This window comes from Agathobaculum ammoniilyticum (genome assembly GCF_025567315.1).
GTDB lineage: Bacteria > Bacillota > Clostridia > Oscillospirales > Butyricicoccaceae > Agathobaculum > Agathobaculum ammoniilyticum.
The window spans coordinates 129,088-147,237 of record NZ_JAOQJE010000003.1 but is presented as its reverse complement, the minus strand read 5'-3'; the positions used below and the strand labels follow the sequence as shown (position 1 = coordinate 147,237).

The following is an 18,150-nucleotide window of genomic DNA, read 5'->3' as shown; positions in this document are numbered from 1 at the left end:
TTTTCGGTTTGGGCGAATGTGACGCAGCTTCTGTGGAAATAACGGTAATGACAAACCAAAAGGGAAAGGAAGCACTTACCATGACAACAATAAAAAATACCGAAAATTGGGCGTTTGAAACCAAGCAGCTCCACATCGGGCAGGAAAGTCCGGATCCGGCAAGCGGCGCACGCGCGGTACCGATTTACCAGACGGCTTCGTACGTTTTCCAGAACTGCGCCCATGCGGCGGCGCGCTTCTGCCTGGAGGATGCAGGGAACATCTATGGCCGCCTGACTAATTCGACGCAGGAGGTGCTGGAGAAGCGTCTCGCTGCGCTGGAGGGCGGCGCGGCTGCGTTAGCGACCGCGTCAGGAGCGGCGGCCATCTCTTATACGATACAAGCGCTGGCACAGGCAGGGGAACACATCGTGGCGCAAAAGACGATCTACGGCGGCACCTATAATCTGTTGGCGCATACCCTACCGCAGTATGGAATAACGACCTCTTTTGTGGATGCGCATGATCTTGCGGCGGTGGAAGCGGCCATTCAGCCGAATACAAAGGCGGTTTATCTGGAGACTCTGGGCAACCCGAATAGTGACATTCCTGATATCGATACGATCGCGGCGATCGCTCACCGGCACGGCCTGCCGTTGGTGATCGACAATACCTTTGGCACGCCCTATTTGATCCAGCCGATCGAGCATGGGGCGGATATTGTCGTTCACTCGGCGACCAAGTTTATTGGGGGACATGGAACAACGCTCGGCGGTGTGATTATAGACAGCGGTAGATTCAATTGGGCGGCGTCCGGCCGGTACGCACCGATCAGCGAGCCAAATCCCAGCTATCACGGCGTATCGTTCACCAAGGCGGCTGGCTCAGCGGCGTTTGTCACCTACATCCGTGCGATTCTGCTGCGCGATACGGGCGCGGCAATATCGCCGTTTAACGCGTTCCTGCTCCTGCAGGGGGTGGAAACGCTGTCGCTGCGGCTGGAACGGCATGCGGAGAATACAAAACAGGTCGTTGCGTTCTTGGCAGCGCACCCCAAGGTAGAGCGCGTCAATCATCCCTCTTTACCGGAGCATCCGGATCATGCACTTTATCAGAGATACTTTCCGCAGGGCGGCGCCTCTATTTTCACGTTTGAGATCAAAGGCGGGCAGGAGGAGGCGCATCACTTTATCGATAAGCTGCAGATATTCTCCCTGCTGGCCAATGTGGCAGATGTTAAGAGCCTTGTGATCCATCCAGCGACCACGACGCATTCACAGCTCAACGAACGGGAGCTTCTCGACCAAGGGATCAAGCCGAACACGATCAGGCTTTCGATCGGTACGGAAAATATCAAGGATATTCTGGCCGACCTGGAGCAGGCGCTCGCATGAAAGATGGAAGTGCAAAAAAGAACACCCGATCGGGTGTTCTTTTTTGTTCAGGAGGCATGTCGCTCTACAGGCTCCTGGACATTTCGGAACAGAAGCGAGATACACCAGACCGCCGCCAGACCGACCAGGCAATAGACGATACGGCTCATTACGCTGGCGGAGCCGCCAAACAGAAATGCGACGAGGTCAAAGCCGAACAAGCCGACGCCGCCCCAGTTCAGGCCGCCGATGATAGCGAGTGTCAGCGCGATTTTATCGATCATTTGAAAAATCTCCCCTCTTGGTTTTGCAATAGTATGGCCGAAAAAGGGAGAAATATACGGAACGGAAAATAGTTGTTTTATCAAAGCCGGCTGTTGCGCTGCTTGGGGGGCGCCTTTTAAAGCTGTGAGAAAACCTCGCCGATCGGCGCGTGGATGACCAGATCCGCGCGGCGGTCGGCAGGGGTAGAGGTTTTGTTGACCAGTACCAGCTTGCTACCGCGGTAATAATCGATCAGGCTCGCGGCCGGATAAACAGCCAGCGAGGTGCCGCCGATAATCAGGATATCCGCATTTGCAATGTATTCGACGCTTTTGTTGATTGTAACGCTGTCCAGGCTTTCTTCGTAGAGGACGACATCCGGTTTGATGGTGCCGCCGCAGGTGCATTTGGGTACGCCCTTGCCCGCGGCGATGTCACGTACGTCGTACGGCTTGCGGCAGCGCATGCAGTAGTTGCGCAGAACCGAGCCGTGCAGCTCAAGCACTTCTTCGGAGCCGGCCTTCTGGTGCAGCCCGTCGATATTTTGCGTGACGACCGCGCGGCACTTGCCCATGCGCTCCCATTCTGCCAGCTTTCGGTGCGCTGCGTTGGGCTGCGCGTCCAGCGCAAGCATTTTTGCACGGTAGAAGCGGAAAAATTCCTCCGGCTCAGCCATGAAGAACGTATGGCTCAAAATGGTTTCGGGCGGGTATTTGTACTGCTGGTTATACAGCCCGTCCACCGAGCGGAAGTCAGGGATGCCGCTTTCCGTGGATACGCCTGCGCCGCCGAAGAAAACGATATTGTCGCTCGCATCGACCCATTCTTTTAACTTTGCGATCTGTGCGTCCATACCGGCGCGCCTCCTTTTATTCCGTAAACGTGACCGTACCCTCCCTGCGAGGCTTGGCGGGGGTCTCCTTTGCAATGTAGCCGACCGCGGCGGAGCAGATGACGATATGGTCCTCCGGCACGCCGTATTCGGTCAGCAGCGCGCGCACCGAGGGGATGTCGCAGGTCTCGCGCAGCTGGTTGATCCAGCAAGAACCAAGCCCCAGCTCGGTGGCCATGAGCAGCAGGTTCTCCATCGCGGCGGCGCCGTCGACGAAAGCGTGGTGCTCGCCGCGCTGATAGGAGATGATGATGTTGACCGGAGCGCCGTAAAAGTTGTATTCCGGACCGCGGTTGTCCACCTCAGCGACTGCGCGGGCGAGCTTGTAGGATTTTTCCGCGCTGTAAACGACTGTAAAATGCCACAGGTATTTGCCTACGCCGGAGGGCGCCCACTCGGCGGCCTCGACAAGCTGCATGATCTGTTCCTTGGGCGGGAGCTCGGCCTGAAACGCGCGCGTGGAGCGGCGGCTTTGGATGACTTGCATCAGGTTGGACATAGGGAAAGACCTCCTTAAACGATAAGAATAAATATAGTATAGCGCTCCGCGCGGCCGGTTTCAATACAAGATGAACAAAAATGCGGGAAAGGTTGTAAAAAAACTGTGAAAAACCGCGTTTATATGGTATACTGATACAGATTTGAAAAAATGGATGGAGGAGACGAACGCGATATGATCACGATTACCGACCTGAGCCTGAACTTCAGCGGCGAGCCGCTGTTCAAAGACGTAAACCTGAAATTCACCGAGGGCAACTGCTATGGCGTTATCGGCGCCAATGGCGCGGGCAAATCCACGTTTCTGCGCATCTTGTCCGGCGACCTCGACCCCTCGACCGGCACGGTGTCCATCGCGGCCAAGACCCGCATGAGCGTGCTTAAGCAGGACCACTTTGCCTTTAATGAGGAGAGCGTGCTGAATACCGTGCTGGGTGGCAACCCGCGTCTGCTGGAAGTGATGCGCGAAAAGGACGCGCTTTATACCAAGGAGGACTTCACCGAGGAGGACGGCAACAAGGCCGCCGAGCTTGAGGCCGAGTTTGCTGAGATGGGCGGCTGGGACGCGGAAACCGAGGCGGGGCAGCTCATCAACGGCCTGGGACTGGACGCGGACGCGATCCTGTATACCGAGATGCAGTACCTCGGGGACGTGGAAAAGGTCAAGGTGCTGCTTGCCCGCGCGCTGTTCGGCAAGCCGGACATCCTGCTGTTGGACGAGCCGACCAACCACTTGGATATCCAGGCGGTGCGCTGGCTGGAGGACTTCCTCGCGGACTTTGAGGGCACTGTGCTGGTGGTGTCGCACGACCGCCATTTCCTCAATAACGTATGTACCCATATTGTGGATATCGATTACGGTAAGATCAAGCTGTATGTGGGCAACTACGAGTTCTGGTATGAGTCCTCGCAGCTCATCCAGCGCATGATTAAAGACCAGAACCGCAAGAACGAGGAAAAGATCAAGGAGTTACAGAACTTCATCCAGCGCTTTGCGGCCAACAAGTCCAAATCGCGCCAGGCGACCAGCCGCCGCAAGCTGATCGACAAGCTGACTGTCGAGGAGCTGCCGGCCTCCTCGCGCCGCTACCCGTGGGTCGCGTTCCAGCAGGACCGCGAGGCGGGAAAGGATATCTTAGAGGTGCGCGGCATTTCCAAAACCATTGATGGGGAAAAGGTGCTGGATAATGTGTCTTTCATTGTGCGCCGCGGTGATAAGATCGCCTTTATCTCGGATAATGAGCTGGCCATGACCACGCTGTTCCAAATCCTGATGGGCGAGATTAAGCCGGACGAGGGCAGCTTCAAGTGGGGCGTGACCACCTCGCAGAGCTATTTCCCCAAAGACAACAACGACTTTTTCGAGGGCCATGAGGAAAACATGCTCGACTGGATCGCACCCTATTCCCAGACCGATACGCTGGAGTCCACGCTGCGCGGCTTCTTGGGACGGATGCTGTTCTCGGGCGATGATGTGTATAAGCCGGTGCGCGTGCTGTCCGGCGGCGAAAAGGTGCGCCTGATGCTTGCCCGAATGATGCTGTTCGGTTCGAATGTGCTGGTCATCGACCAGCCGACCAACCATCTGGACCTGGAATCCATCACTGCCGTGAACAACGGCGTGCGCGATTTTAAGGGTACGGTGCTGTTCGCCTCGCATGACCATGAGTTTGTGCAGACCATTGCGACCCGCATCATCGAGATACGGGAACAGGGCGTTCTGGACAAGGAATGCACCTACGACGAGTTCCTCGAGTTCCGCGAAACCTATCAGGGCTGATGCGCGGGCGTTTCGGGGCGGGGCTGCTCGGCGTGCTTGTGATCGGGCTGCTGTTCGGAGCAGCGAGCCTCAGCGCTTCCCTGCTAGGGTGGGGCTGTCCGGTGCAGCATTTTACCGGCGTGCCATGCCCAGGCTGCGGCCTGTCTCGCGCGGTATACGCGCTGCTGCGCCTGGATTTTGCGGCAGCGTTTCGGTATCATCCGATGGTCTATGTGCTGCCGCCGGTGGTTTTATATGTCCTGTTCGGGAAAAAACCGCTGCTTGGCAGCAAAACACGCGAGCGGGCGCTGCTCTGGGGTGTAATGACACTCTGGGCGGCGGTCTGGATAGTTCGTCTGGCCGCGCACGACCCGCTGGTATGGGGGTCTGTCTGAAACCGGATACAGCAGCGCGCGGCGCGGGCCGTGCGCTGCTTTTCTGTGCTGGATAAATCCGGCGCGATTGCTTGCCTATATCCGGTATTTTGTGGTATACTATAAAATAACTGGGCATATATCGAGGAGGAAAACGCAGCTATGACCGTTACCTGTCCGCATTGTCAGGCCGAGACCGACCATAAGATGCTCGACCATATCAATATTGACCGTAATCCCGAACTGCGGGCTAAGGTGCAGGATCTGTCCTGCTTCCGCGTCGCATGCCCAAACTGCGGCGAAACCGTGCTGGTGGTGTACCCCTGCCTGTACCATGATATGTCGAATCAGTTTATGGTCTGGTTGTGGCCGGAGGAGGGCGAAGCGCCCCGCGCGGAATTCGACCCGCTGGCAGGCTATACCCTGCGTATTGTGGACAGTATGAACGCGTTCCGCGAAAAGATCAATATTCTGGAGCACGGCCTGGACGACCGCACGGTTGAGATCATGAAGCTGCTGCTGTTTACCCAACTGGACCACGATCTGGATGTGGTTGAACTGCTGTTTCATGAACTGGACGAGCGCACGGGGGATATCCGGTTCGTTGCCGTGCTGTCGGACGGGGCGGAGCAATACGCCGCTATGCCGGGGGCGGTTTACCAGCGCATACACGGTGATGTGGAGGACTACCTGTATACCACCGGCGGGGATTTTGCGCGCATTGACATGACCTGGGCGCACGAGGCGCTCGGGCTGCTGCACGAGCTGGGATAAAAAACAGCCGCTCCGTATAGGAGAGGCTGTTGAAAATACCGGCTGTGTTATCCGTAAAAGAACTGGACAAGCGTGCCGCCGATGACTGCAACGGCGAGCGTGGCCGCAATGACTGGAAGCGCGCGCCGGCGGCCCTCTTTTTCTTCAAAGAGGACGATGTAGCCGAAGCCGGCGCCGGTTGACAGGCCGGCGATCAAAGCGCCGAAGCTGATCGTCCCGCTGACGAAAAGCTCGGAGAGCAAAACGCTCATCGCACAACTGGGTACCAGGCCGAGCAGCGCGCAGAGCAGCGGCTGGAAAATGCTGTCCGACAGCATGAGGGCGGCGACGCGCTCCTCGCCGATGCCGTGTACCACGAGATTCAGCGCAAGCAGTACGGCAAACAGGAAGAACGCGGTCTTGAGCGTGTGCCAGACAACGCTCCAAATAGGCGAGCCTGCACTGCAGTCACAGGCGGTCATTTCGATCTCCAGCGCTTCGCCGCTTTCCGCGCGGTGGGAACGGAATACGGTAAAACGCAGGATATAGCCGCCGATCACCGCAATGCCGAATTTGACCGCCAGCAGCAGCACGACCTGCGGCACGCTTGCACCGCCGGCCAGCATAACGGGCACCGCCTCGTCGGAGGTAGCCAGAAAGACGGCGACCAGTGTCGCGGGGGCGAGATAGCCGGCGGAAAAGAGCGCGGCCGCGGCTGCGGAAAACCCGCATTGTGGGATTGTTCCGGCCAGCGCGCCGACGACCGGACCGAATTGCGCCGCGCGGGACAACAGCGCGGGGGTGTTGGTGAGGCGGTTTTCGATATAGTAAAGCAAAGCATAAACCAGCAGCAGCAGAGGTACGGTTTTGACGACATCGAAAAACGCTTCGGGTACCACATGGGCTAAAAGATGCAGCAAAAAGATTCACCTCAGATTTAATGGGGGCATAAAAACGTACTATAATAGTATAACACAAGGCGGTGCGTTCGGGCAAGCGGGATTTGCCGGAATCAGCCAATTCAAAAAAGGAAACGAAACGATATTATGAAATTTCAAGAACTAAAGATCGAAAAAAATATTCTCAAAGCGCTGGAAGAGGCGGGCTATGAGCAGCCAACGCCGATCCAGCAGAAGGCGATTCCGCCCGTTCTGGACGGACACGACCTGATGGGCTGCGCGCAGACCGGTACGGGTAAGACGTGCGCGTTTTCCGTGCCGATCATCCAACGCTTATGCGCGCAGGGGGAAACGGGCGCGGTGCGGGCGCTGATCCTGACGCCGACCCGCGAGCTGGCGCTGCAGATTTATGAAAATGTGTGTCAGTACGCGCGCTATACGCGCTGCACAGCCGCGGTGGTGTTCGGCGGCGTTTCCCAGGTGCCGCAGGTGGAAGCGCTGCAGCGCGGCGCGGATATCCTGATCGCAACACCCGGCCGGCTGTGGGACCTGATGGGGCAGAAGCTGGTTTCGCTGGACAAGGTGGAATGCTTTGTGCTGGATGAGGCGGACCGCATGCTGGATATGGGCTTTTTCCCAGATGTCAAGCGCATTATCAAGTATCTGCCGGAGGAACGGCAGACGCTGCTGTTCTCCGCGACAATTCCGCAGGAGATTGCGTCGCTGGCCAACAGGCTTTTGAAGAATCCGGCAAGGATCTCGATTACGCCGTCCGCCAAGCCGGTCGAGAAAATTGAGCAAAAGGTGTACCTGGTCGAAAAAGCGGAAAAGCGGGAACTTTTGACCGAAGTCATCCGTCAAAGCAACGTGCATCAAACGCTGGTCTTTACGCGCACCAAGCACGGTGCGGACCGTGTGGCGCGCGACCTGAACCGCGCGGGCATCAAGTCCAAGGCGATCCACGGCGATAAATCGCAGAACCAGCGCCAGACCGCGCTGGCGGATTTCAAGGCCTGCAAGATTGCGGTGCTGGTCGCGACCGATATTGCGGCGCGTGGCATCGATATCACCGAGCTGCCGCTTGTGATCAATTTCGAGCTGCCCAATATTCCGGAAACGTATGTCCACCGCATTGGCCGCACGGGCCGCGCCGGACAGGAGGGGACGGCGGTTTCGTTCTGTGACCGGAGCGAGCGGCCGTATCTTGCGGATATCGAAAAGCTGATCGGGAAAAAGATACCGGTCGCGGGCGAGATCCCGCATGAGGAAAAGCCAGCGGCCTCCGCAGAGCGGGAGAGCGGCCAGCGCAAAACGACGAATACCCGCACCCGCCGCAAGCTGGTTTCGGAAAATGCCCCCGCAGAGGCGGTAGCGGCTGAAGCGGAGCGGGAGAAGGCCGAGAAGCAGAAGGCGCGCAAAGCCGCGCCTGCCAAGCGTGCGCCGCGTAGGGAAAAAGCGGCGGAGCTGCAGCTGGAGCAGCGCGCGAAAGCGGCCGCACCGCGCGCGCGGCGCACCGCCGCCGCATCCGTATCCCGCGGCCGTGGACGGAGAAACGACCCATACGCGCGGTTTGAAAAAAATGAACCGCGGGTGGACGCGCATACCCCGTCCCGCGCCTATGCGCTGAGCGCGGAGGCGGCGGAACGTATCCGCAAAAAGGTGGAGGCCGCGCTGTCGGCCCGCGGACAGAAGGCGGAAAAATCTCCTGCGGCGCAGCCGCAGGAGAAGAAAAGCGCAACGGCTCGCCGCCACAGCCCGCGCCGCCGCAGCGGGAAATAGAAAAAGCGTAAAAGGGGAGAAAACAGACCATGAACGGCGCCAGACACCGCTTTGCCTTAGGGCTAACCTGTTTTTTTATGATATGCCTGACCGTGGTCTACCCCTTTTTGCTGTATACGCCCAATGCATTTGTAACACGCTGGCGAGAGTGGTATATCGAGACCGCAATGGGGACGATGACGCATCAGTGGCTGGCCACCTGGTTTATCCCACACGATATTATCGAGGAGGTCATGGTGAAACGCTATCTGCTGAACCAGAAGCAGGAGGGCGCGGAAAGCGCCTGGGGAGACAGTGGAAATCATACGGCGACGGCATCCACCCCCAAGGAGCGTTTTTACCAGACCTTTTCCGAACTGGACAGGGACAGCTTTGAGCAATTCCTTCAGGACAATCCGGAGTACATAGCCAACGGATACGACCATATTGATATTGACCTGATCGGCGAAGCGGACAAAAGGGATTATCATACCGGCATAACGACTAAGCAGGGGGATACGGTGTTAGCGATCAACGCGGAATACGGTATCCTGATCGCGGAGATGGTCGGCGAGGACGCGCTCGGTATGGAGTATGCGGGTAAGCTGGCGCTGTGCAAGCAGCCGGAGCGTGTGATTGTCGGCACCTGCGAGGGCTTGTTTGAATATGGCTCCTATGTGTCGGACATAACGCGCGCGTATGACGCTATACTCGGCATCAACGCATCCGGCTTTGCCGATTATGAGGGGAACGGTACAGGCGGGCTGCCATATGGGTTCCTGAAAAGCGAGGGCAGGAAACTGCAGAGCGCGGTCGGAGACGGCTGGAAGATCATCGGCTTCGATGAAAACGACCATTTGCAGGTCGGCGCGTTCAGCGATACCTCCAATCTGCGGGATGCGGTCGAATTCCATCCGGCGCTTATCATTAATGGGGAAAACCTGGTCGCGGGTACGGGGCTGAATGAAGAGCAGCCGCGTACTGCGATCGGACAGGCAGAGGACGGCACTGTGATTATGCTGGTCGTGGACGGGCGGCAGTTCCACTCGTTTGGCATTTCGATCGAGCGCTGCGGCGAGATCATGGAGAGCTATGGCGCATACCAAGCCTCCATGCTGGACGGAGGCTCGTCCTCGGTTATGGTGTACGACGGACGGGAAATCACCAGCCCGACCACACTTTCCAAGAATCCGGAGGGCCGCTATCTGCCGGACGCCTTCTTGGTAAAATAAAAATCCGGATGGAAAATGAAAAAAGCCTTGTGTTTCAGCGCAGCATATGGTAAAATAATTAAGCGCCTGTAGGACAGGCGCAAAATGGAGAAGTATCGAAGTGGTCATAACGAGCTCGACTCGAAATCGAGTTGACGGTAAAACGTCACGTGGGTTCGAATCCCACCTTCTCCGCCATATAATCGCACTTTTTCTTGATGGAAAAGTGCGATTTTTTAGTCCCAATTTCCTTGTCGATCCACATGCTCCCGTCGGATAACTATGCAAAATGTCTTGCAATATTGCCTGAAATATAGTAACTTTGGTACTATAAGAAAGAGAGAGGTGCCGCATGGTGCGGAAAACAGTCTGTACCTCCGTGTTGAAGGCCGTGCTGGCCGGGCTGCAGTCGGGCGCATAGGACGGTTCAGAGTTCTCGATGAGTTGCTGGGCGCAGGAGGGCGTGGCTGCAGCCTACCAAAGCAGGGCCGTTTCGGACGAGTTTGATTTGGGTGCAGATTGCCTATTCTTTGGGGAATCTGGTGTTCGGCGGCAGCAATAACCCGTCGGACAAAAACTGCCTGATCTACCGGCATACGTTTACGCTCGATCTGTACAGCCGTCAGGTTGCTGCCTCCTCTCATCAGGCCATTCCCTGTTTGGTTTCTTCCGTATCGTGGCGGAACGACTACCATCCTGTAAAGCGCTGAGTGTTTTCACCGGCCTTTAGGTTGGTGAGAACAGACAGGGTGTCAATATACAAAGAACAGTCTCGGATCAGATCCGAGGCTGTGTGGGTTGTGATCTGCCAAAGTGCCAAAATGGGGGAGGGGCTCTGCCGGATAAAACTGCCGAACTGTGGCGTTGTGAAGCCGGTTTCTGTTTAGACAATAGGATAGATCTTGCCCTTGCTGATGAGCCTTGCGCGGAGTGGAGGGCGAATGCGTTTTTACATACATATACTCTTGAACTTCTTTTATAAGTGAATTTATATCACAAAGAAAAAGGGGCGGCTGTGATACCACAGCCGCTCTGGTATAATCATTTCGCTTAAGGATAGCGCGCCGCTCGGTATCATGATAAACTGATATGGCTTGACTCCATGCACCGGCCTGCCTTTTACGATAAAATAAAACCGGCGTGGGAGCAAAAATAAACCGTTTCCCGTGAACCGTGCGGATACACCGGAGGCGCCAATCCCATTGCCCTCCTATGCTTCGCAAGGCAAGTCGGGAATCTCGTCGCATAATTTGCGGCCTGCCCTCTGCCGCAGATGTTCGTTTGCCTGATTGAGCGGGCCGAACGTTTGGCATGGGCAGAACACATATCGGCAGGCATCCATTACAGCACATGCGGACTGTAACGTCTGTTTGGTGATCGGCTGATAGGCATGTTCGGAAATGACCTCCGCTGCCAGCATGGACGCGACAGGATAATCCATGTCGTTTTCATGCAGGATTCCGGCGGCGAACGGGATGCCGTGCTGTTGCAAGCGGCGGTATATCGGGAGTCCGCTGCCGCCTCCGCCGATGACAAACACCTGCGGCTGCCCCCGCGCTGCCTGCAGTTCCGGAAAGCCAAAGGCTTCATTATAGGAACCGGAGGTGATTCCATACAGTTCGGCAATATAGCCGCCGGAGAAAATCTCTTCCGGCGTGCCGTAGCGGTCTACCGCGTTGTGCCGGACACAAAGGATGTGATCGGATACCTTTTGCGCCAGATCGATCTCGTGCAGGGACATAACGACCGCCAGTTGTTTTTCGCGCACCAGTTGTTTGAGCATAGACAATAATTCGAGCTTATAGCGGATGTCCAGAAAGGAGGTTGGCTCGTCAAGCACGATTACTTCAGGCTCCTGGCAGATGGCGCGTGCCAGAAGTACGCGCTGCCGCTGCCCGTCGCTGATCTGCGAAAAGTCGCGGTCATACAGCTCCTCCGCATGCACCAGCGCCATAGCTTCCCGCACTTTGCGGCGGTCAGCGGCGGATAAAACGCCCATAAGCCCTGTATAGGGATACCGTCCCGTGCTGACTACATCCCCGCAGGTCATCAGTTCAGGCTGGACACGCTCAGTCATCAGGACGGACATCGACTGTGCAACTGTCTGCTCCGACAGGCTGCGCATCGCGCGGCCGTCCAGATATACGGTCCCGCCAATCAGGGCAAGCTGCCGAATGATGCTTTTCAATATAGTGGATTTACCTGCGCCATTCGGCCCGATGAGCGACAGGATCTCGCCTTTGCGGACGTGAATCTCAATATCGCGGATCAGAGGAACGCCGCGATACCCTACTGTCATGTGTTCCGTGCGGATTTTATAGGTATCCACAGCGGCTTCCTCCTTTCATCCTGCCTGCATCCTGCGGCGCACCATGATGTAAATGACGACCGGTGCGCCTAAAACCGCTGTTACTGAGCTGATGCCTAGTTCGGTAGGAGCAAAAGCTGTGCGCGCGATCAGATCGCAGAACAGGCTGAAGGCCGCGCCGCCCAGAAAAGAGCCGGGGATGATCAGAAGCGGTTTGGCAGTCTGGAACAGGCTTTTTACAAGATGCGGTACCGCAATGCCGACAAACGAGATCGGTCCGGCAAAAGCGGCCACGCATGCGGATAACAGGCTGGACAGCAAAATCAGGGATAAGCGGAAGGCCCGAATATTCACCCCCATATTCTGCGCATAGACCTCGCCCATCTGATAGGCGCTGATCGGCTTAGAGAGCAGGAAGGTAAGCAGCAGCGCGGCCAGCACAACGGGTGCCATGATGTAAATGTTTTCCCATGAAATGCCGGAAAAGCTGCCCATTGACCAGTTATGAAGATTGACGATATTGGAATCATCGGCAAAGGTTACAACAAAATCCGTAACCGCAGAACAGATATTGCCGATCATTACGCCGCAGATGATGAGCAGCGACATTTTCCTGACCTTCTGGGAAATGAGCAGCACAAACCCCATGCATAGCATGGCGCCCACAAAGGCCGCCGTAATCATCAGCGCCGAGCCGATGATCAGGCCGTGCGCAAGTGCGCCCACCAAAGCCAGCGAAACCATCAGTCGGGAACCGGATGAAATGCCCAGAATAAACGGGCTGGCGATAGGGTTGGCAAAAAAGGTCTGCAGCAGAAAACCGGAAACCGACAGCGCGCCTCCCAGTAAAACCGCGGCCAGAATGCGCGGCAGGCGGATGTCCCAGATGACGGCGGCGTTTTCACCGCTGCGAAACAGCAGGATGTGCAGCACTTCGCTGACGGACAGATGCAGGCTGCCCGAATGGATGTTCCAGATCAGCAGGGCCAGCAGCAGTATGGCCAGCATGCCGAAGGATAAGATATAACGCCTGGTTCGTTTTTCTTCCATAGGTACCTTCTTTTATGTCAGCCGATGCAGGTAGGTCAGAGGTTCCGGAGCCTCTTCGGTCAGTACGGCGTGGATATCCAGAATCATATCGCCAAGGCCCATCGTGGACTGGAACAGGTTTTGTCCGGTACACCACACGTCGCCGTTCCGGACCGCCTTGAAATCAGCGAGTAGCGGGCTTTTGGCCAGCAACTCGTCGATGGAATGCAGTTCCCCGTCAATCGTGCTGTTATAGATGATGACATCCGCGTCTTTGGCTCCCGTATAAAACATCTCCATCTGCATATTCATGGTAGAGAGTGCGTTGTCATTCCCAAGGTCGCTGAAGATGTATGTTCCGCCCGCCATTTCGATCATTTTCGCCACATAGTCGTTGGACTTGCGGACATTGGCGGAACCATTGGAATTGATATAAAAGAACACGACGGCCTTGCCGGTGTTCTCCTGCTCTATCACAGGCCGCAGGCTGTCGAGCGCCTGCTGATATATGGCTTCCGCCGCCTCCTCACGGTTCAGCAGCACTCCGTACAGCTTCAGCCACTCCATGCGCCCCAGCGGGCTGCTCTCGTAGCTGGAGCGCTCTACCAGTACGGGTACGCCCAACCGTTCGAGCTGTTCTTTCACCTCGGGTGAATGATAGATCATGGTCGATTCGACCGCCAGATCGCATTGCTCAGCATAAATCAGTTCATAATCCGGCGCACTGTATTTGCCGGCGTACAGCATCGCTCCGTTTTGCATTGCGGCTTTGGCCTCATCAATATACCAGCCTCTTTCGTCTGTGCCGGACAGCCGGATGCTGCCGATACCGTCCAGCGCGCAGAACAGGTCCATGGCAGAGGTTGCAACCAGATAGATATGGTCCAGCGGTTGCGTAAGGACAACGGTCGTATCCGCCAGCCCATCCGGCACCGGCTTGTTTTCCGGAACGACAAGATAATCGTTGCCGTCGACAATATGGATTAACGCATAGCCGCCGGTGTAATAATCGACTGTGAACTGGTCGGCGTATTGCAGGTCAAGGCCGCTTTCCACCGTGAGGCTGTCCCAACTGACTGCGGAAGGCTCACCTGACACCGGCTCGGATGCGGGGGAGCAGGCGGCCAGCAGAACGGCAAGCGAAAGGATGGCCGCCGCCATTCCATGCCTTTTCATGATGCCGCCGGAGAAAGGGAAGCCGAATCGAAGCGTAGCGCGTAATCAATTTCATGCGGCTGGCTCATTGCAACCGTATCAGCAACCACCGCCATTTTCCAGTCAAAACAGGCCACAGGGATGGTAAACACCGAACGGTCGTTTTCAATGACAGCGTCATAGCGCACATCAGCAACCTTCATGTAGTCGTAGTTCGAGCTGCTCCAGACGATAGTTGCCGTGACCTCGCCGTCCCTGACCGTCACCTGCGCGGGCGATTCCACGCTCGCGCGGCCGGAGCCGCCCTCCAGGGCGACGTCAACCTGATAGCTGCCATCCGCCAGCGCCAGCTCCTCCGGCGTTGTTACGACGCCATCGGCAAAAGCGTCAACCGGCAGGGAATCGGCGCGGAACACCAGCGTGCGGTCGTACCATTTTTCCTTGTTTTTGCTGAATGCGGCGCAGGGGATGCCAGCATCCAGCGCATCGACCGGCACGGTATAGGTGTGGGCGCCTGCGGCCTCTTCGACAAACGGGATATATGCCGTCTTGTCTGCGGCTGCGGCCTGCTCGCCCGTACCCATATAGACATACAGGTAGCCGGCTCCGCCCATGGTCATTTGTGCGGTCATGCTTCCGTCCTTTACGGTAAGCCGACAGGCGACGATATGGAACATGGATGAGCTGGAGTCTACCGTTATATCGTATACGCCGTCCCTGATCTGAGAGCCGTCGATCGGTGTCATATCCTCCGCAACAACGTCTTCTACGCCGGCCATCTCGTCGGCGGAAGCGACTGCGTCATTTACGGGTGGAATATCGGATTGCTGACCATTTCTATCAGCGGTGCAGCCCACCCCGAACAGCAGCAGGGCCGTCAGAGCGGCAAGTGGTACAAGGTTGCCTGTTCTCATGTGTTTAGCGCGGTTTTCGTGAGAATACCGCATCCTCCTTTTGCAAAAAAATGTTCCCTCGACATTCTGAACGGGGTCCGGCCTGAGAAGCCGCACCCCGTTCAGAACAAGAAGTATAAAAAAGCAGAAAGATAAGGAAAGAAAGCTGTTTGAAATAATCAGCCTAATTTTGCCGCTGCAGCCTGTGCGTGCTGTACCAGCAAGTCCTGGATCGCTTCGAGCTGCCCTAAGCCCTCTACGATCGTAATCACTTCATAACCGGCGTCCTCGAAAGCGGTTTTCCAAGCGCCTTCCTCATCGCCGGCCATATCGTTGTTGGCATGGTCGCCTGCCACGATCATCAGCGGACGAAGCACTACCTTTTTGTAATTGCCGGCCTGGACAAGCGACAGGACATCCTCTAACGTCGGAGAGGCTTCCACCGTGCCGACAAAGTAATTGGCATGGCCGCCGTCCGTCAACACCTGCTGCATCCTGGCATATACGCTGTTGGAATCGGCCTCGGTCCCGTGGCCCATAAAGCAGATTGCGGTTTCGCCGTCGTCATATTCCGCAGTCGCCGCGACGATTGCATCCGCGACGGCCTGGAAATCCGCGTCACTGGTCAGCAGCGGTTCGCCGATGACTACCTTTTCAAAAGAATCGCTGTATTCCGCGAGTTCATTGACCAGATCATTGTATTCCAGACCATTCATCAGATGGGTCGGCTGAACGACCAGATTTTTGACACCGTTATCAGCGGCGCGGTTCAGCGCCTCGCCAACGTTGTCAATCACTTCGCCATCGCGGTCCTTGACGTGGTCAAGGATGATTTGGCTGGTAAAGCCGCGGCGTACCGAGTAGTCAGGGAATGCTTCCTGCATGGCTTTCTCGATGGCGCCGATCGTAAGCCGGCGGTTGTCGTTATAGCTGGTGCCGAAGCTGACAACCAGCAGTTCGTTTTCGCCAATATCGTCCTGATTGAGCGGATCGTCCAGACTGGCGTCTCCGGTATCATAGTTTTCATCGGGGGCAGTCTGTTCTGTCTCCCCGCCGGCCGCGGTTTCAGCGTGGGTATCCGTGTTGTCTTCCGCCTGCGTTTGAGTGGAAGCGCATCCGGCCAGCAGAGAAGCAAGCAGGACGGCCGATAGCAGGACAACCAGCAGTTTTTTAAGTTTCATTTTTGTTTTTCCTCCTTTTGGGGGACATCCCCTGTGATGTATATAAAATGCACACCACTTCTGAAAAAGTACAGGAAAAACAAAACCCTTTTACTGCATATGACGTGCAAATAAAAGGGTCGTAAAGAGACAAACGCGGCTACAGTACGACCAATTACTCGTGATCTGGAATGTGATTCCTGTACCAACAGGCGGCAGGTTTCCTGACTTGCAGATCGCTACGCACGGCCGCCTTCCCGGTTTGCACCAGTGGACTGAATGGACGCGCATTCCCTGCTTACAGTGACGAGATCGTACAGGCTTCCCACCTGTTTCCCTTTTAACCCGCATCTTCGACAGATAAGGAAGTGCAGGCACCGACTGCTCGCTGTATTCAGTTTTGAATCTATTCCTCATTATACAACCTATATCGCAGATGTCAAGCAGATACTTTGGATAAGCTTATTGAACTTTTATAAATCCGCTGCCGATCTGTGCTATGATAATAAACGGGCAGGTGAACGATATGACGGATATTCCTTATATCATAGCAGATTTCGCGCGGAGGGTATGGGAATGAACAAAGGTATTAACGCTGTCAAAAAATAAGGAAGCGTTTTGCTGCTTCCTTGAGATAGCAGAAGCTTTGAGAAAAGCTCTGGTCTGAATCAGACCAGAGCTTTTTTGCTGCATAAAAATCAGGCAGGAGCGGGAAAAACTTTGCTGATTGAACGGCGCATCAAAATACTCGGCCGGCAAAGAGGGGATACAGAAAGCCGCTGCAGATATGCGCCGAAGCGCTATAGCAGATTTTGTGTCCGGTACGAGCGGGGTGTAGCCTTATACTGTTCCTTGAATTTTTTTGTAAAGTAGCTGGTGTTATTGAAGCCGGTTGAATAACAGATATCAGATATGCTGTTTTTGGTGCTTGTCAGTAGCTGCGCGGCTTGTAGCAGGCGGAACTGGTTGACATATTCGATCGGCGTCATTCTGGAAAGCTCGGAAAAGCAGCGGAAGCATTCGCTTTTGCTAATGTTGGCGGCTGCAGCGATCTCGGAAATCGTGATGGGCTGCGCATAATTTTTGCGAATGAAATGCAGCATAGTCCGCATGCGCTGCTCCCGCAGGAATTTGCTGCTGTCCTCGGAAACCGAAGCGGCCTTGGGCAGGATGGCAAGCAGATTGCGCCAAATGCCGATCAAATGCTCCAGCAGGAACAGCTCATAGGCGGTATGGGTGCTTTCGGCGTAGTACATGCGCTTGAGCAGTTCCAGAACCACATGCCCCTCCTTGCGTTCCGGCGTGATGACAAAGGCCTCTGGATGGCGGGAAGTCAGCGGGGCCGCATATTTTTCACAGTTGGAGACTTGAAACAGATTGGTCAGGAACTGCGGGAGCAAAACCACATTGTAGCCAATGGCGTTTGAGGAAAGCGCTTTCATCATATGTACGGCTTCCGGCGCGATATAGATAGCGCTGCCCTCGCTAACTATATAGCGGGTGCCGTTGACCCGATATTCCGCATTTCCTTTCAACATGATCTGAAGCTCAAACTCATTGTGCCAGTGGCTTGGGAAACTGCCGTCTGCAAACGTGTCGAAATGGTCCACAAATTCGGATAGGGGGAACATCTGGTTCAAATAGGTCAATTCCTCTTTTACTGCGTGCAGCGCGCTGATATTTTCCATACAGGGCTTCCTCCTTTGCAGAAGTAGTTTTAAAGTCTCATGAAGGCGGAAAAAGGGCGTTGTGAGAAATGTACAATAGGGAAAACGAATTTTGCGTTTTAACCACGGATATGCCTATAAATAGTTAAGAAAAAATCAAAAAACAAAAATGCTGTTG

At 55.7% G+C, this 18,150-nt stretch carries 17 protein-coding genes, 1 tRNA gene and 1 riboswitch; of the genes, 8 read left to right on the top strand and 10 right to left on the bottom strand.

The annotated features are described in order from the left end of the window. Window positions 1–80: 80 nt before the first annotated feature. On the top strand, window positions 81–1,373 hold the full coding sequence (locus OCV66_RS04745) for an O-acetylhomoserine aminocarboxypropyltransferase/cysteine synthase family protein (RefSeq protein WP_054326160.1): 1,293 nt from the start codon (window positions 81–83) through the stop codon (window positions 1,371–1,373). A gap of 47 nt (window positions 1,374–1,420) precedes the next feature. Here the strand turns inward: OCV66_RS04745 and OCV66_RS04740 are convergent, their stop codons facing one another. The 3 genes from OCV66_RS04740 to OCV66_RS04730 all read right to left on the bottom strand — a co-directional run bounded on the left by OCV66_RS04740 (window position 1,421) and on the right by OCV66_RS04730 (window position 3,007). Next, entirely contained in the window at window positions 1,421–1,636 is a 216-nt protein-coding gene (locus OCV66_RS04740; protein ID WP_054326161.1) for a DUF378 domain-containing protein, read from the bottom strand. A 116-nt stretch (window positions 1,637–1,752) separates the two neighbouring features. Continuing rightward, window positions 1,753–2,469: an NAD-dependent protein deacylase gene (locus tag OCV66_RS04735; protein WP_054326330.1), complete on the bottom strand. Its 717-nt coding sequence runs from the start codon at window positions 2,467–2,469 to the stop codon at window positions 1,753–1,755. A gap of 16 nt (window positions 2,470–2,485) precedes the next feature. Beyond that, the gene (locus OCV66_RS04730; protein ID WP_107630689.1) at window positions 2,486–3,007 is read right to left on the bottom strand and encodes a nitroreductase family protein; all 522 of its coding nucleotides are present in this window, start codon (window positions 3,005–3,007) and stop codon (window positions 2,486–2,488) included. Window positions 3,008–3,181: 174 nt separating this feature from the next. Between OCV66_RS04730 and OCV66_RS04725 the strand changes: the two genes are divergently transcribed. The 3 genes from OCV66_RS04725 to OCV66_RS04715 all read left to right on the top strand — a co-directional run bounded on the left by OCV66_RS04725 (window position 3,182) and on the right by OCV66_RS04715 (window position 5,913). Next, window positions 3,182–4,786, top strand: a complete 1,605-nt coding sequence (locus OCV66_RS04725) for an ABC-F family ATP-binding cassette domain-containing protein (protein ID WP_107630688.1) — start codon at window positions 3,182–3,184, stop codon at window positions 4,784–4,786. Beyond that, entirely contained in the window at window positions 4,786–5,160 is a 375-nt protein-coding gene (locus OCV66_RS04720) for a DUF2752 domain-containing protein (protein ID WP_186949792.1), read from the top strand. Before OCV66_RS04725 ends, OCV66_RS04720 begins: the two co-directional genes overlap by 1 nt. A 141-nt stretch (window positions 5,161–5,301) precedes the next feature. After that, window positions 5,302–5,913: a CpXC domain-containing protein gene (locus OCV66_RS04715; protein ID WP_054326163.1), complete on the top strand. Its 612-nt coding sequence runs from the start codon at window positions 5,302–5,304 to the stop codon at window positions 5,911–5,913. A 47-nt stretch (window positions 5,914–5,960) separates the two neighbouring features. On the opposite strand, the gene OCV66_RS04710 is transcribed toward OCV66_RS04715, so the two are convergent. After that, on the bottom strand, window positions 5,961–6,812 hold the full coding sequence (locus OCV66_RS04710; protein ID WP_054326164.1) for a putative manganese transporter: 852 nt from the start codon (window positions 6,810–6,812) through the stop codon (window positions 5,961–5,963). Between the two features lie 126 nt (window positions 6,813–6,938). Between OCV66_RS04710 and OCV66_RS04705 the strand changes: the two genes are divergently transcribed. The 4 genes from OCV66_RS04705 (at window position 6,939) to OCV66_RS04690 (ending at window position 10,470) form a co-directional block, all read left to right on the top strand. Beyond that, window positions 6,939–8,570, top strand: coding sequence for a DEAD/DEAH box helicase (locus OCV66_RS04705; protein WP_147573846.1), 1,632 nt, complete (start codon window positions 6,939–6,941; stop codon window positions 8,568–8,570). Between the two features lie 29 nt (window positions 8,571–8,599). After that, the gene (locus OCV66_RS04700) at window positions 8,600–9,781 is read left to right on the top strand and encodes a phosphodiester glycosidase family protein (protein ID WP_054326166.1); all 1,182 of its coding nucleotides are present in this window, start codon (window positions 8,600–8,602) and stop codon (window positions 9,779–9,781) included. Between the two features lie 86 nt (window positions 9,782–9,867). After that, window positions 9,868–9,958: transfer RNA gene (locus tag OCV66_RS04695), tRNA-Ser, on the top strand. Window positions 9,959–10,272: 314 nt separating this feature from the next. Next, window positions 10,273–10,470 (top strand): hypothetical protein, encoded by a 198-nt coding sequence (locus tag OCV66_RS04690; protein ID WP_054326167.1) that lies wholly within the window; start codon window positions 10,273–10,275, stop codon window positions 10,468–10,470. Window positions 10,471–10,970: 500 nt separating this feature from the next. Here OCV66_RS04690 and OCV66_RS04685 read toward each other — a convergent pair whose 3' ends face one another. The 6 genes from OCV66_RS04685 to OCV66_RS04660 form a co-directional block, all read right to left on the bottom strand. After that, on the bottom strand, window positions 10,971–12,089 hold the full coding sequence (locus OCV66_RS04685) for an ABC transporter ATP-binding protein (protein WP_390126225.1): 1,119 nt from the start codon (window positions 12,087–12,089) through the stop codon (window positions 10,971–10,973). Between the two features lie 15 nt (window positions 12,090–12,104). Continuing rightward, window positions 12,105–13,118, bottom strand: coding sequence for a FecCD family ABC transporter permease (locus OCV66_RS04680; protein ID WP_054326168.1), 1,014 nt, complete (start codon window positions 13,116–13,118; stop codon window positions 12,105–12,107). Window positions 13,119–13,130: 12 nt separating this feature from the next. Next, complete coding sequence (locus OCV66_RS04675; RefSeq protein ID WP_082396726.1) at window positions 13,131–14,273, bottom strand: ABC transporter substrate-binding protein; 1,143 nt, start codon at window positions 14,271–14,273, stop codon at window positions 13,131–13,133. Further along, window positions 14,270–15,199, bottom strand: coding sequence for a hypothetical protein (locus tag OCV66_RS04670; RefSeq protein ID WP_147573845.1), 930 nt, complete (start codon window positions 15,197–15,199; stop codon window positions 14,270–14,272). The genes OCV66_RS04675 and OCV66_RS04670 overlap by 4 nt, the downstream gene beginning before the upstream one ends. Window positions 15,200–15,324: 125 nt before the next feature. Beyond that, on the bottom strand, window positions 15,325–16,326 hold the full coding sequence (locus OCV66_RS04665; RefSeq protein ID WP_054326171.1) for a sirohydrochlorin cobaltochelatase: 1,002 nt from the start codon (window positions 16,324–16,326) through the stop codon (window positions 15,325–15,327). 176 nt (window positions 16,327–16,502) lie between these two features. Next, window positions 16,503–16,702: riboswitch (cobalamin riboswitch) on the bottom strand. 403 nt (window positions 16,703–17,105) lie between these two features. Continuing rightward, entirely contained in the window at window positions 17,106–17,993 is an 888-nt protein-coding gene (locus tag OCV66_RS04660) for a helix-turn-helix transcriptional regulator (RefSeq protein WP_054326172.1), read from the bottom strand. Window positions 17,994–18,150: the final 157 nt, after the last annotated feature.